This window comes from Amycolatopsis sp. NPDC004079 (assembly GCF_040610415.1).
GTDB lineage: Bacteria > Actinomycetota > Actinomycetes > Mycobacteriales > Pseudonocardiaceae > Amycolatopsis > Amycolatopsis halotolerans.
The window spans coordinates 59,703-71,806 of record NZ_JBEXMH010000030.1 but is presented as its reverse complement, the minus strand read 5'-3'; the positions used below and the strand labels follow the sequence as shown (position 1 = coordinate 71,806).

The window sequence follows — 12,104 nt, the reverse complement described above, 5'->3', positions numbered from 1 at the left end:
AGCCATCGGAATCCCCATCCCCAGCACCAACGCCGACAGACTCCGGCAAGGTCGAGCCGAAGACTGCCGACCTTCGCAGGAATCCCTGAAAAATTCACCGCCTGCTCAACTGCGACGTTCGCAAACAGCTCGATTGCTCACAAATGCCCCCGTGCAGTGTGTGACAGGACGTTGCCCGCGTCGGTTCGGTAGTAGAGGACCGAGCGCCCGCAACGGCGGCGGTCCACGAGACCAGCGTCGCGCAGCACCTTGAGATGGTTGCCGACGGAGCCGAGCCCGTGCTCTGTCAGCGCCACCAACTGGGTGGTGCTCTTGGCCGTGTCGAGCGATGTCAAGACGGCTGCCCGGCCCGGGCCCAGCAGCCGTGCCAGCGCCTCGGGCACCGGCGCGCGGCCGGACTCGGCCAGCACGCCGGAACATGGGTAGATCACGGCGAACCGCTGCTCCGCGTCCCAGGTCACCCAACCCCGGTCTTGGGTGACCGGAACGAAAAGCAACCGCACACCGGTGATTTCGCGCGGCGGGTAGTCGTAGCTGTTGACCTGCAGCCGCCCGTCGCCAAGCCAGCGCATGCCTTGGCGCATCCCGTCCAGCGCCGCCGCCCAGCCACCCCCGCTCAACTGCCCGGCGCGGGCGACCACATCGGCTTCCAGAAGCCTCCGGCGCCGTGGCCAATAGGGCAACACCGTCTCCGTCCACACCCATTCCAGCACGTCGGCCATGCGACCGGCCAGATCAGTGCGGTCCAGCTCGGCCGGCAGCGGGCCGTTCACCGAGACCGTCAGATCCGCACGGACCCTCTCAGTCGGCGTCGCCCGGATCCGAGCCAGCTCGTCGGCGCAGTCCGGCTCGCCCTCGCGAGGCGGAGGGATGAGGAAGTCCGCAGCCCAGCGGCCTCCCCGGGCAGCCTCGACGAGTCTCGCCGTAACCGGGTCCCCGGCCAGACGCCGACGGTAAGCCGGCAGGTGAGCATCCAGCCAAGCGAGCTCGCCCAGATGCGCGGCCGCCGCCCGGTGAAGGGCGAACAGGCTCGCCGTCGTCTCGGCCAGACTCGAGATCGCGAACCGGCTGCCGGCCAGGACGTCCGCGCTGACCTTCCACCACCCCATGGTTTCGCCTCCCCGCGAAACTCTAGCGGGCCGTGCGGGAGCGGCCCGAAACTTCGACCGGGAACGGCTCAGCCGCCCCGGCGCATCCCGAACCACGACCGGCCCGAGCGGCAGCACCCGCCGGGCCCGCCCGGGACCGCGTCCCGATGCCCATCCCGTCCGGAAAGGATCTCTCGATGACCACACGAACACTGGTTATCAGCGCTGCTGTCGCGATGTCCACCCTGGCCTGCACAGGAGTCGCCGGTGCCGCGCCCGCGGACGGCACCGGCGACTCCCCGGCCGGCAGCACGAAGCCCATCAGCGGTCCCGTCGCGAAGTCCGGAGGAGGACCGGACGCCTGGGCTTGCGAGGACCTTCATCGCATCAAAGAAGAACTTGGCGACATCACCATCCAGGTCACGAACTACTCGCCCTACCAGCCCAGAGGGCAGAAGATGCGGGTCGCGCTCGCCGACAACAAGCGCTTCCGCAACATTTTCGCCTGGTCCAACTGGTTCGGCGTGCCCACCACCCGCGACCACAACGTCGCCTTCAACGTCCTTCCCGCCACCAATTTCAGCGTGTGCGCCCAATTCGGCGGCGGCGGCGGACAGGGCAACGGAACCTTCTCCGGCTACATCTGGTATTGACGCGGCTTGACAACCTGTGCGACTGCGCGAGTGGCCTGGTGGTCGCTGTCAGGATGGCCCGGCGGTGCGGGATGACTCGTTGGCAACTGGCCGTTATACCCGTCAGGGTGGTGTCGGCCGCCCGCCCTACCGGTGCCTGCGTCGCACGGTCGCTCCGAGCAGAACCAGAAGCACGACAGCGACCGCCCCGCCGACGACGTACCACCACCAGGACGTCGCACCGGTCGATTCAGGTTCTCCCGATGGCAGCCCCGAGTCGGTGGTGACGGCGTCGTCAACGCGCGCAACGGATCGACGATGCCGAAACCGACCTGGTCGTCATGCCGGCCCGTGTTCGGGTAGTCGGCCGTGTCGGCCAGTTGGCGAATGACTCGTCCAGCCGGCAGCTCTGGATATTAAGACCACACAAGCGCCGCAGCGGCCGCGACGTACGGGACGGCGAGACTCGTGCCGTCGCTGCGGAGGTAGCCGCCGTGATCGTTCGCCGATCGGATGCCCACACCCGGTGCGGCCAAGGCCACGCGCGGCCCCGATGCGCTTCCCCGCCAGAAGCGTTTGTCGACGTCGACTGCGCTCACCGCCACCACTCCGGGGAACGACGCCGGGTAGCCGACCGCGGTTCCCGTCTGGGATGTGTTGCCTGCCGCCGCCACGACGACCGCTCCCTTCTGCACGGCGTGGTCCACAGCCGCTCGGAGGTTCGGGTCCGGTTCGGGGGTGACTACCGAGATGTTGATGACCCGCGCTCCGTGGTCGGCCGCGTAGATGATCCCTTTCGCGAGCGCGACCGGCTCGATCCGGTCGCCGGTCGAGATCCGGACGGGCTGGACCTTTGCTTTCGGTGCCAGCCCCACGACGCCGTCGGCTGCGGGGTTCCGCCCCGTACCTGCGATGACCGCCGCGATCGACGTCCCGTGGGAATCGCCGGAGACGTCGGCGCCGCCGTTGTCCCCGGGCACACCGATGAACCCGGCGCCAGGCACGAGCTGGCCGGCCAGGTCCGGGTGCTTGCCGTCGCAGCCGCTGTCGACCACAGCGATCGTCACACCCGAGCCCTGCGATTCCTTCCACACTTGCTCTGCACGCAAATGCTCTGCATCAAGTGGCCACTCGCCCACCATGGGAGCTGCCTGCACCGACGGCGCGACCGAGACCACCAGCATCGCCCCTGAAATCCTGCGCACGGCACTCTTCCCGCCAGGACAACGGTCAGCCCGCCCGAGGAATCGCACAGCATGCCTCAAGCCTGCCCATCTACCTTTCGGCGATTCCGAGATCCACCAGCAGCTGAAGTTCGGCAAGCGCCTCGTCGAAATCTTCCCGATCGCGCCCGACAACGAACGCCGTAGAATCATAGGGATTCTTTTCAACCCTCCTGAGCAGCCGGACCATCAGCCTCGGCAGTCGAGAAACATCTGCCGTCGCGAGTCTGCTCTTCCTGATGAGTACTTGGGTCTCCGGATCGCGCACGACCAGATCACCCGGAAGGTAAAACATGTCCGCAGTCTCGAAGATCCCTTCGGAGACGTCGAGCGCGAAGTCGACGTTCTTGTAGAATTCACGCTCAGCTTCGAGGAACTCTGCCCGGGTTTCTTCCGGAATTGACGAGTGCATGTCCGTGAAAATCCAGGAACCCATGGACCCACGCAGCTTTACCTCGCTGAAGACGCAGCCCTGCGGAGCAATCGGGTCGCCGGGAGTCTGGCAGCTGGAGAGCGAAACTCTCTCGAAGCTGGTTCCGACCGCACTGCTGTTCGTCAGACTTCCGCCGGAAACCGACACATCCTTTACTTCGATCGGGTAGGACGGGTCGCTGTCCTGCAGTAGCACGCAATTGTCAAAATGGCAGTTTTCAAACGACATCTCGCAAAAATTGCAAGCCGCATCCAAGTGCCGAAGTCGGCGGAATTCTTGATTAACATACGTTTCGATCTTGCCCACTGCCAAGAGGAGAACTGCGGACTCATTTCTGCCCGCAGCTTACACCACCCCTGTCACGCCTGCTCGAACAGCTGGAACATCTCTCCAATCGACAACTTTCGATAGGTCACAAGGTTCTCTCTTCCGTCGATGCAGGAGCGTCTCAAGTGCCTGGTGACCGACCACTTCGAATCCGAGGTCACGTCGATGCCTACCTCGCCCATCCGGAAATCCGCCTCCCTCTTTCCCGGTTTGCCCAATCGTTCGATGTTCGGGTCCCGCTGAACCGTGGTTTCTCTTGCGACCGCCTTCTCTATGTACTTCCTGAACATTTGCCACACGCGGTAGAACCGCTTCTCGTCGAACGCCTTATTCATTTCACGGAACTCTCGCGGACTCAAAACTTTTTCTACGTCGTCCAAGTTTCCTTTCCGGACTCTCTCCACGGAGGTGCGAATATTCTCGTAGCTCGCTCGGCCGGCCTCGTCCAGCTCGGCGAGCGGTGCGTTGCCTTCTTCTTGCGGCTCGACCGAACTGGGGCCGGTTGGTTCGCTCTGCGGCTCGTAGGGGGCTGGGTCGGCAGCGGGGTTGGGTTCGGCGACGGTCTGGTCGTTGACCGGTTCGTCCGCTGCGCCGGTGCTCGCGTTCTTGGTGCCCTGTTCGGTCGCCGGGGCGCTCTGTCCGGAAGGCCGGGCACCGGGGTCCTTGTAGACGTTGTCGGCGGCGCTCGGATTGGGCGGCTCGGGCTTGCTCGACGGCGGCCCAGTGGGTTCGTCGCACTCGTGGACCGCGGCGAAGGCCAATTCCGGAGAGAATTCTGCGTCGTCGACTTTTCCGCCGCCGATCATTCCCCACAACTCGGCCCAGATTTCGCCTGTGCTGTCGTCCGTGGTCGGGATTCCGTGGTAGCAGTAGTTTCCTTCGGTGTCGTAGCCGTTGTACGGGGGTGGCGGGTTCTTCAGCTAGCAGTTCGTCGAGCGTCCTCGCTCTGACGGCGTCGTTGGCGTGGTCGTATGCCCAGCGCTCGCTGCCCGGGTAGTAGGCGCGGGACGGGCTGGCTCCGGGCCCCCGCCCGGGCCCCCGCGCGGGCCGTGGGGGCCCGGGCGGGGCTTGCGGTGGCAGGAGCTGTTGCCGGTGGGGTCAAGGTTGTCGAGGGGGTCGTCGTCGCCGTAGGCGTACTGGTTGGCGGTGACGGCGTTGCCGCCGAGGGTGAGCTGGCTGTCCTGGCTGGTGAAGCTGCCTGTTGTCGGGTCGTACCAGCGGGACGCGGTCGCGACGTCTCCGGTTGTGGGGCTGGTCCAGCCGCCTTGGTAGCCGAGGCCGTAGGTGTTGCCGGTTTGGGCGGTGACCTGGCCGTAGGCGGTGGATCCGTCGAGAGCTGCTGCGCCGGCGGTGTAGGTGGCGCTGAAGTCTCCGTGTGCGTCGGTGAAGGCGAGCGCGGCCTGGTTCGCGCTGCCGACGGCGAGGAGTCCTCCGCTCGGTCCCCGGCTGTAGGTGTGGGCGCCGTCGCCGGTGAGGGTGCTGCTGGTGCCGTCGTAGGTGAAGCTGTTGGCGCCGCTGGCGAGCATGCGGCCGAGGCCGTCGTCGCTGTAGTTGTTGGTACCGTCGGAGGACAGTTGGCCATAGGCGTCTTAGCTTGTTGTCGCGTTGATTTGCTCTCTCATATCCGTTGCCGGCGGCACACGAACACGCCCAGAGATCCGAGTAGCCCGGCGGTGACGCCGCCGACCAGGTACCACCACCAGCCGACCCGTGTCGGCGGGGTCGCGATCGCGGGTACGCCCGATTCGGTCGCGGCCGGGGCGCTCAGCGCTTGCAGCGGATCGACGATGCCGAATCCGAACTGGTCGTCGCGCCGGCCGTCACCATGACGATCAGCGGTGTCGATGATCTGTCGGACGACCTGCCCTGCGGATAGCTGCGGGTACTTCGACCACACGAGCGCAGCCGTGGCTGAGACGTAAGGGGCGGCGTAACTGGTGCCGTCGCCGCGCAGGTATCCGCCGTGGCTGCTCGCGGACCGGATGTCGACTGCGGGTGCGGCCAGGGTGGTCATCGGCCCGGACGTGCTGCCTGGCCAGAACCGGTTTCCTGAGTCGACGCCGCTTACTGCGACTACTCCGGGGAACGAAGCCGGGTAGTTGGGCGCGTTGCCCGTCTGCCCGTTGTTCCCGACTGCCGCGACCACGATCGTTCCGCGGCTGAGGGCATGGTCGACGGCGGCGCGCAGGTTGGGATCGGCTGCCGTGGTCCCCCGGGAAACGTCGATGACGCGGGCTCCGTGGTCAACGGCGTAGATGATTCCTCGCGCCAACGCCACGGGTTCGGTTCGGTCTCCGGCAGAAACGCGGACGGGCAGGATTTTCGACTGCGGCGCGAGGCCTTCGATTCCCCTCCCTGCCGTGCTGTTTCCGGTTCCCGCGATAAGCGCCGCTATTGAGGTTCCGTGCGAATCAGGCGAAACATCGACCCGCCCGTCGTCACCGGATATTCCGACGAAGCCGGCGCCGGGAAGCACTTGTCCGGAGAGGTCCGGCTGGTCGCCTTCGCAGCCCGTGTCGACGACGGCGACCGTTACTCCGCGTCCTCTCGAGTACGACCACGCTTGCTCCGCGCGCAGGTGCTGGCCGTCCAAGGGCCAGTCGCCAGGATTCGCGACGGCAGCAGCCGGTTCGGCACCCGCCAGGGAGAATCCTGCTGCGAGCAACCAGGCAACGCCTTTGAACATCCGCCTGCCCCTGCGATAGCAATGCACAATATGACACTGAGACGATAGGCGCACCTTTTCCGCGTGCTCCATTAAATGAAAGTCAACGGCCGGAAATCGGTCGACACTCATCTCGTGGAGCAGCAGGACATGCTTACGTTCCTTTTCCCGAACGAGGAAACTTCCCTCGATAATCGGGAGGTTCGATTCCGAAGCAGGCGACTATCGCATCCGATTCGCTGTTCAAGAAGATCTGGAACATCAAACCGCTTCGCGGTTCGTCCTCGATTCTGCCGAGCACGAGCCTGTGCCCGCCCCATGCGTTCAGCGTATGCACTGCGGACTCAAAGCCTACCGAGTACTGTCCCGCATTCTCCGCCACGCGGCGCCGTCGGCGAAATATCGAACTCAGACTGGCGGTGACATTGCTGCCGTACTCTTCCCACACTGCACCGTGAGCGAGCGCATCGGCGGCAAGCCTCCATGCCTCCTCATGCCCTGACCGAAGCAAGGCCATCAGTGTTTCGCGTTCCATGAAGCTATTCTCCCACATGCGGACCGAACTCGCTCTCCCACATGTTCCTTGCTTTTTCCTGAACCCAGGTCGGACGCGGGTCGGCGAGACCTTCTTGCAATTCACCGGGATTTATCCAGGGACCCCTGTTGATGCTTATTTCTGCGCCGTCGACCGGCCCCTGCAGTGCGTGCTCGAATTCTTCGTATTTCTGGTAGGGCGTGTCGTGAATCTGTACGGTCGGTCCGAAGCACCGGGGAACTTCGGGAATTGCTCGGCGAAACGCTCCGGTCCGCCGAATGACAACGACGACCTGCGACCAGGCTCGTTGTCAATGGTCGGTTCGTTCTGGCTCTGGCTCAAAGCCAGCGACCGCGCAGAGGGCGAACAACAGATTCTTGCGGCCTTTGCGGTGCGTCCGAAAGAAACTCAGAATCTGAGTTGCGGTCACCGGTCCGGCGGTGCCGATAGCGTGGCTGCTTTTGCCCGCAGGGTGCTGCCCGGGCCACCGCAGCTGCTGCACGACCGGTGCCCCGTTGCGGCACCGGGGCGCTCGACGCCCGCTCCGGCGCTCCAGTGATCCCTGAGCAAAAGCAGAACCCTTCACCCGGCCGCGTGCCGCGCCGCCGAACTGACGCCCGGTCGACGGAAACGCGCAACATGCGGTCACCGGCTCGGCACGGCAAGGGCAACCGGGCACATCCGAAAACACCGGGCAGCGAATGGTCCCCGGATGCCAGTTGCGGTGCTGCTGCGCGCGGCCGGGCGGTGGCGGCGACCCCTCAGCCGCTGTGGTTCGCTCCGGGGCCGTCCAGCAGGCCGGCGAGGGACGTGGTGTCGCTGAGATCGGCGTTCTCGAGCGAGCCGAGATGCGCCATCGAGGCGAGATCCTTGCTGTTTTCCAGGGAGCCGAGATGGGCCATGGAGGCGAAGTCTTTGCTGTCGCGGAGGCTGAGGGCGTCGTCGGCGGCGGTGAACAGCGGCGTGATCGTCTGCGCCGGCGGGGAGAGCGGGTCGGCGTGACGGGGAAGCTCGGCGGCGGAAGCCGCGGCAGCGGTGCCGATCAGCAGGCCGGCGACGGCGGCGGTGAGAGCGGTCATGCGCGAGATGGCGGGCAACATCGGCTCGATTCGTTGCGAGCGGTCAGGACGCGCAGACGGTAGCGCCCTCCGGGCCGGGCTCCGGCGATCCGCACGCGGCCGGAGCCCGATCGGGTGCGCTCCCGTGCTGATGTTCACCCGGTTCCGCGACTCCCCCGCGACCGCCGCCGTCCGGGTATCGGCCCCGTTGTCTTGCGGCCGTGCGGGTTTCTTCCGGCGACGATCGGTGGCGGGTCAGGCGAGGGTTTCGGCGAGGCGGCGCGGGGCGATCGCGCCACCGCCGCGGTGCGTTCCCGCGCCCATTTCAACCTGTCGACGTACTCGCTGGAGTTCTTGTGCCGGACGGCCGGTCGCCGAGAGCGGGACAGACCCGTCCCGGCCTCGCCCCGGAGCCCGGCCGATCCCGGGGGCGCTCGACGCGACTGCCGGTCAGATGCCGTCGATTTCCGGCACCTGAGCCTCGAACTTGACGTTGAGCAAAGTCAGATCGACTTTGCAGTGGTGCGACGCGGCCCGCGGTTGCGCGGGAGCCGCGGTGCCGGCTGCGGGAGCGGCGACGAGCACGGCCGCTGCCGCGACCGCACCAGCGGAGAACATCTTGAGAAGGCGCATCCGCCCATAGTCACGGCAGGACCACGGCACTGTCGAGACACCGGAAGCCTGAAACCGATCATCTCTCCGTGTCGACCGCGGCCGGGTTCGAGCGGGACTCTTCGGCAAGACGTGGATCACGGCGGGTGCCGGACCCGCCTCCGGCGCTCGCCGAGGGACAACCAGAGAAGCTACTGATCAATTATTCCGAGAATGATTTCGCAGAATCCCCACTTTCGGCGGAACCGGCACCGTCCCTGTCGCGGCCCGCCGCGTTCCCCGATAGAAGTTGGTCAACGATTCCGGGCGGTCCGCACCGGCGCGGCCCGCAGTTCCCGCCCTCATTTTTCTCCGATCGGGAGGCCAGTTCCGCATGCCCGCACGCAACGCCCGCCTGTCCGCCGCGCACCGCGGCCCGACGTGGGTCGGACGGCTGTTGTTCTTCAGCCGCTGGCTGCAGGTCCCGCTCTACCTCGGACTGATCGTGGCTCAACTGGTGTACGTCTGGCGCTTCCTCGTCGAGACCTGGCACCTGGCGGTACAGGCGTTCACCGGAGTCGCCGACGGCGCCGAGCACTCCGGGGACGCGGCGGGAATGCCGTTCTCCGAGGGAGACGTCATGCTCGCGGTGCTGCAACTGGTGGACATCGTGATGATCTCCAACCTGCTGATCATGGTGATCGTCGGCGGCTACGAAACATTCGTCTCCCGCATCCGGCTGCGCGGACACCCCGACGAGCCGGAATGGCTCTCGCACGTCAACGCCAACGTGCTCAAGACCAAACTGGCCACGGCCATTATCGGCATCTCGTCGGTGCACCTGCTGCGCACCTTCATCCAGCCCACCCGCGTCCCGGCCACCGGCCAGATCGACTGGCAAACCGTGCTGTGGCAAGCGGTCCTGCACTCGCTCTTCGTGCTCTCGGCGATCGGCCTCGCCGCCATCGACCGGATCATGACCAAAACCGAAGCCAGCAAACACATCCGGCACGACCCCGAACCCGCCCCGGAGATACCGGTGCCGCGCGTCCCCGAGAACCCAGGCCTCGGCAACCACGTTCCCGCCGGTCACCGCTGACCCCGACGACGCCCGGCAACCGTCGCCGCACCGCGGCGGCCGGCCCCGCCGGCGCGGCGATCCGAGCCCACCACGGAGATGCGCATGCCCGTTCCCGACAGCCGAACCCTCCGGCGATCCACCCCTTCCGACCCGCCCTTCCCCGACGGTTCCGCCCGTCGCCGGGGCCGGCGATGACCGGGCTCGTGCCACGCCCCCGGCCGCGGAAACCGGCGGGACTGACCGATCCGACCGCCGTCGACGCCGCGGTGTCAGCCCTCGCGTCCGGCGGCGTGGTCGCGCACGGGTTCGCCAACTTCTACGCCCTGGCCACCGCTCCCGACCTCGCCGCGGTACAGCGGATGAACCTGCTCAAAGGCCGACCGGCAGGCCAAACCGGCAGCATCACCCTCCCGCCCGCCCGGCTGCCGGGCGTTTTCGACTGGACCCGCATGCCCGACGGCGCACACCGCGACCGCGTTCTCGCGGTGGCCGACCTCCTGTTCGCCCTCGGCCCGATCGGGCTGCGCGGGCCCGCGGCCGCCCACGTGCCCGAGCACCTGACCGCCGCCGAGAACGGCGTGCGCACCGTCCAGGTCATCGGGCCCGGCTACGCCTGCCCCTCCCACCGCTTCCTCGCCCACGCCCTCGCCCGCACCGGCCACGCCTTCCTCGCCATCACCTCCGCCAACCGCTCCCGACGGCAGACCGGTGCCGCCGAAGAACCCGCCCACTGGCAAGCCAGCCACCTGCGCGCCGAGTTCGACGGCGAGCCCGCGCTGACCTTCCTGGAACACCACGACGAACCCGCCGCGCGCCGCAGGTTTCCCCATCATCAGCCGATGTCCACTACCGTCGTCGCCTTCCGCAACACCACCGCGCACCAAGGACGACTGATCGTCGAGCGTCAAGGCTCCCTTCCGCTCGACCTCGTTGAGCGCACTGCCGCACAAGCCGGATTCGCCGTGGTCCTCGCCGACCGCGCCGCGACGCCCCTGCGCCAACGCAGCTACCACACACGCCAGCCCCACCCACCGGACACCGCCATGCGAGGCAACGTTCACGATCGCGACACCAGCCGCCAGACGAGGTCTGCGTCAGAATCTTCCGACGAGCGAAGGTAAGCGGCGTGCGGGAACCGGAGGCCGTGCGGTTCCCGCACCGACACTGGAAGACGGTCCAGCGCGCAGCAGCCCGACACCTCTGCAGAGGGCCACAGAGCCCACATTTCCATGAACCCCTCGTCTGCGAACCTGCGCGTGAACCACACGCCGCGCAAGCCCGGCCACAGCCCGCCTGATCCCAGGTTCAGAGTGGAGGCAAACCGGACCGCATCGGGGCCGACTCCCCTGCAGTGACAACCGCCTTCCGCATGTGACGCGACGTGCGACCTGGGAGTCAGGGCCGACGGCGCGGGATCGTTGTCACCCGTCGCGCGCCGTATCTGTCACCACGTCGAAGTGGTGCGGTGACGAGGGAAGGCAGCATCATGCCAAACGGCTAGCATTCGCGGACGGCACCTATACATGCGCGATCCTGTGGAAATACGGATTTCCGGTCGGCCAGTTGACGGGACTGCGGCGTTCGAGGAAGACGGTGTCGCACCCGGTACCGTCGCGTTGGACGATGCGTTCGCGGACGCCGATGGTGCGCTACCCGGAGGAGTGGCGCAGGGCGAGGCTGGCGACCGCTGCGCGACCTCGTCCCCGACGCCGCGATCAGCGACCGGATCCTGCACCGCTTCGCGATATTCAGCTGCCTGCGCGCCGGGCTCGGCCTCACCGTCTCCGACTCAGCAGCCGAACTCGATCTCCCCAGCGGCTGGGGACATCGAGCGCTCAGCAACGTCCGCATCTGGGCCCGCGAACACGCCACACCAGCCGACCTCGACACTGCCGTCGACGCCACGATCGACGGACTCAACACCGACCCGCCGACGATCGACCGCCAACACCGGCGCCGCCAGCTCGCCAACTGGATCATCCCCGCACAGGACTGGGACGCCATCACCGAAACGCTCTGCCGTCGCCACAGCGCCGCCTTCCCTCCGCGCATCGACTGGGGCCCGCGCAAACGACACTGCGCATCCTTGATCTTCGCTACAACCCTCACCCGCAGCGACTACACGGCCCTGGCGCTCTATCTGGCCGGAGCCCCCGGGCACCCCGCCGACGACGAGTTCCGTCGCCTCACCCACAAATTGATGATGCACCTGCGCCGCGGCATCTTCGACGGCTGCGGAGGACACACCCACGACCTCGTCAGCACCAGCGACAGCTTCCTCCGCCAGCTCGCGATCGACCTCGACGCCACGAAACCGGCGAGGCTCACGCGGACCTGGTGACAACTACCTCGCACAAGTGACAGATAAAACGCACAGTCACAAAAAGCCCTCGGCGAACGACGCGCACACCCGTCCGAGCGATTCATCGAACACGTGTTCGACATCATGGGTCTTCGTGACGTAGGTTTCC

15 protein-coding genes are annotated in these 12,104 nt (G+C 66.8%); 5 read left to right on the top strand and 10 right to left on the bottom strand.

The window, feature by feature from the left end; all coding sequences use genetic code 11:
• Window positions 1–137 precede the first annotated feature (137 nt).
• The gene (locus ABZX37_RS27935) at window positions 138–1,109 is read right to left on the bottom strand and encodes a helix-turn-helix domain-containing protein (RefSeq protein ID WP_354744398.1); all 972 of its coding nucleotides are present in this window, start codon (window positions 1,107–1,109) and stop codon (window positions 138–140) included.
• A gap of 176 nt (window positions 1,110–1,285) precedes the next feature.
• On the opposite strand from ABZX37_RS27935, the gene ABZX37_RS27930 reads away from it, so the two are divergent.
• Window positions 1,286–1,741: a hypothetical protein gene (locus ABZX37_RS27930; RefSeq protein WP_354744397.1), complete on the top strand. Its 456-nt coding sequence runs from the start codon at window positions 1,286–1,288 to the stop codon at window positions 1,739–1,741.
• 126 nt (window positions 1,742–1,867) lie between these two features.
• Here ABZX37_RS27930 and ABZX37_RS27925 read toward each other — a convergent pair whose 3' ends face one another.
• The 7 genes from ABZX37_RS27925 to ABZX37_RS27895 all read right to left on the bottom strand — a co-directional run bounded on the left by ABZX37_RS27925 (window position 1,868) and on the right by ABZX37_RS27895 (window position 6,903).
• Window positions 1,868–1,990: an LPXTG cell wall anchor domain-containing protein gene (locus tag ABZX37_RS27925; protein ID WP_354744461.1), complete on the bottom strand. Its 123-nt coding sequence runs from the start codon at window positions 1,988–1,990 to the stop codon at window positions 1,868–1,870.
• 146 nt (window positions 1,991–2,136) lie between these two features.
• Window positions 2,137–2,787: a S8 family serine peptidase gene (locus ABZX37_RS27920; protein WP_354744395.1), complete on the bottom strand. Its 651-nt coding sequence runs from the start codon at window positions 2,785–2,787 to the stop codon at window positions 2,137–2,139.
• A gap of 208 nt (window positions 2,788–2,995) precedes the next feature.
• Window positions 2,996–3,682 carry a hypothetical protein gene (locus tag ABZX37_RS27915; protein ID WP_354744393.1) on the bottom strand — a complete coding sequence of 229 codons (687 nt, stop codon included), beginning with the start codon at window positions 3,680–3,682 and terminating at the stop codon, window positions 2,996–2,998.
• A gap of 53 nt (window positions 3,683–3,735) precedes the next feature.
• A complete protein-coding gene (locus ABZX37_RS27910; RefSeq protein ID WP_354744391.1) occupies window positions 3,736–4,509 on the bottom strand; it encodes a hypothetical protein in 774 nt (257 codons plus the stop codon).
• Between the two features lie 114 nt (window positions 4,510–4,623).
• Complete coding sequence (locus tag ABZX37_RS27905; protein ID WP_354744389.1) at window positions 4,624–5,229, bottom strand: RHS repeat-associated core domain-containing protein; 606 nt, start codon at window positions 5,227–5,229, stop codon at window positions 4,624–4,626.
• Between the two features lie 92 nt (window positions 5,230–5,321).
• Window positions 5,322–6,500 carry a S8 family serine peptidase gene (locus ABZX37_RS27900; protein ID WP_354744387.1) on the bottom strand — a complete coding sequence of 393 codons (1,179 nt, stop codon included), beginning with the start codon at window positions 6,498–6,500 and terminating at the stop codon, window positions 5,322–5,324.
• A gap of 22 nt (window positions 6,501–6,522) precedes the next feature.
• Entirely contained in the window at window positions 6,523–6,903 is a 381-nt protein-coding gene (locus tag ABZX37_RS27895) for a hypothetical protein (protein WP_354744385.1), read from the bottom strand.
• Window positions 6,904–6,919: 16 nt separating this feature from the next.
• On the opposite strand from ABZX37_RS27895, the gene ABZX37_RS27890 reads away from it, so the two are divergent.
• Window positions 6,920–7,462, top strand: coding sequence for a hypothetical protein (locus ABZX37_RS27890; RefSeq protein WP_354744383.1), 543 nt, complete (start codon window positions 6,920–6,922; stop codon window positions 7,460–7,462).
• A gap of 202 nt (window positions 7,463–7,664) precedes the next feature.
• Here ABZX37_RS27890 and ABZX37_RS27885 read toward each other — a convergent pair whose 3' ends face one another.
• Window positions 7,665–8,003, bottom strand: a complete 339-nt coding sequence (locus ABZX37_RS27885; protein ID WP_354744381.1) for a hypothetical protein — start codon at window positions 8,001–8,003, stop codon at window positions 7,665–7,667.
• Window positions 8,004–8,411: 408 nt separating this feature from the next.
• Window positions 8,412–8,594 carry a hypothetical protein gene (locus tag ABZX37_RS27880; RefSeq protein ID WP_354744379.1) on the bottom strand — a complete coding sequence of 61 codons (183 nt, stop codon included), beginning with the start codon at window positions 8,592–8,594 and terminating at the stop codon, window positions 8,412–8,414.
• Between the two features lie 352 nt (window positions 8,595–8,946).
• Between ABZX37_RS27880 and ABZX37_RS27875 the strand changes: the two genes are divergently transcribed.
• From ABZX37_RS27875 to ABZX37_RS27865, 3 genes are all read left to right on the top strand, one after another.
• Entirely contained in the window at window positions 8,947–9,651 is a 705-nt protein-coding gene (locus ABZX37_RS27875) for a YqhA family protein (protein ID WP_354744377.1), read from the top strand.
• 173 nt (window positions 9,652–9,824) lie between these two features.
• Complete coding sequence (locus tag ABZX37_RS27870) at window positions 9,825–10,754, top strand: hypothetical protein (RefSeq protein ID WP_354744375.1); 930 nt, start codon at window positions 9,825–9,827, stop codon at window positions 10,752–10,754.
• A 965-nt stretch (window positions 10,755–11,719) separates the two neighbouring features.
• The gene (locus ABZX37_RS27865) at window positions 11,720–11,974 is read left to right on the top strand and encodes a hypothetical protein (protein ID WP_354744373.1); all 255 of its coding nucleotides are present in this window, start codon (window positions 11,720–11,722) and stop codon (window positions 11,972–11,974) included.
• Window positions 11,975–12,104 lie beyond the last annotated feature (130 nt).